Here is a 1,123-nt window from a genome sequence, read left to right as displayed (position 1 = left end):
CGCCCCCGTCCGGATACCGCATGTCTCCGGCGTACCAGCTCGGACGGACCGCGTCACCGGTCCCGACACAGATCCAGACCCCAAGACGCCGAAGTCAGTAAGGACGTGCGCTCAGCCGTCTACGGGGATCGGCCGGTCCGGTGGGCCGTCGGTCAGCAAGGACGCCAATAGTTTCGGCAGCTCAGCCGGACGCAGCACATCCGAGGTCGCGGCCAGTTCCGCAATGGTCCACCAGCGGTGCCCGGTGATCGCGGCCTTCTCGATCTCCTCGAAAGCCGAGGTATCGACCTGGAACGCAGGCACCCGGGCCATGTAGTAGCGCTGGCGAACCTCATAAGCGACGCCGCCCCGGACCGCTGTCCACGGACGCCCTCGCCAAATCTCCGGACCCAGCGAAAGGTTCGTCAGCCCAGTTTCTTCTCGCAACTCCCGCAGGGCTGCCTGCTCGTGGCTTTCGCCTGGCTTGAGCCCGCCTCCAGGAGTGAACCACCGAACGGAACCGTCCCCCTTGTTCAGGGCAGAGAACAGCAGTAGCCGACTGGCGTCGTCCAGCAACACCACGCGCGCGCTCGGGCGCGGCATCAGGCTCCCCTCCGGTTTCATCACCTCGTCAGATTAGAACCGCGGTCCCTGGGCGACCAACGGATTTGGTCACCGGGCTGAGCTGTCACGCAAGTCTGGTCAGAGCCGGATTCAGAGAGCCTCATGACCGTGCGGTGGCCTGGCGGTCGGCTTTGGTGGACTGGAAGCGGTAGGACTCGGTGTCGGTCTGGATCAGCGTGCAGCGGAACGTAATGCGGTCGGCGATTGCCGCGCAGAGCCGGCGGTCGCCGAAGGTCTTGTCCCACTCGGCGAACGGGGAGTTCGTGGCGACCGCGGTGGCCTTGCGCTCCTCGCGTTCGGTGAAGATCTGGAACAGCAGCTTGGCGCCCTTCTTGTCCAGGTTCGCGTAGCCGAACTCGTCCAGGCAGAGCAGGTCGACCTTGGTGTAGCGGGCCATGAGCGAGGACAGCCGCCTGGCCGCCTCGGCCCAAGCCTGCGCAGTCCAGGGTGCCGGTGCTGATCGGCGGTCACGGTGCGACGCGCACACCGCGGCTGGCAGCCCGCTACGCGAGCGAGTTCA

Annotated in this window: 2 protein-coding genes and 1 pseudogene; 1 reads left to right on the top strand and 2 read right to left on the bottom strand. The window is 66.4% G+C overall.

All coding sequences use genetic code 11. The features are described 5' to 3' along the window. Positions 1 to 111: 111 nt before the first annotated feature. Both ACWCQ6_RS37440 and ACWCQ6_RS37435 read right to left on the bottom strand, forming a co-directional pair. Complete coding sequence (locus ACWCQ6_RS37440) at positions 112 to 603, bottom strand: NUDIX hydrolase (protein ID WP_451096998.1); 492 nt, start codon at positions 601 to 603, stop codon at positions 112 to 114. Between the two features lie 100 nt (positions 604 to 703). After that, positions 704 to 1,000: an ATP-binding protein gene (locus ACWCQ6_RS37435; protein WP_451096996.1), complete on the bottom strand. Its 297-nt coding sequence runs from the start codon at positions 998 to 1,000 to the stop codon at positions 704 to 706. 20 nt (positions 1,001 to 1,020) lie between these two features. Between ACWCQ6_RS37435 and ACWCQ6_RS37430 the strand changes: the two are divergent. Further along, positions 1,021 to 1,123, top strand: a pseudogene (locus tag ACWCQ6_RS37430) (LLM class F420-dependent oxidoreductase); the annotation flags it as partial.

The sequence above is a fragment of the Streptomyces sp. NPDC001880 genome (assembly GCF_053594575.1).
The sequence above is the reverse complement of the archived record's forward strand: the minus strand, read 5'-3'. Positions and strand labels throughout refer to the sequence as shown.

What these genes read in the sequence shown, in the direction of transcription:
- ACWCQ6_RS37440 (WP_451096998.1), bottom strand. Translation starts at nt 603, where the DNA reads ATGAAACCGGAGGGGAGCCTGATGCCGCGCCCGAGCGCGCGCGTGGTG.
- ACWCQ6_RS37435 (WP_451096996.1), bottom strand. Translation starts at nt 1,000, where the DNA reads ATGGCCCGCTACACCAAGGTCGACCTGCTCTGCCTGGACGAGTTCGGC.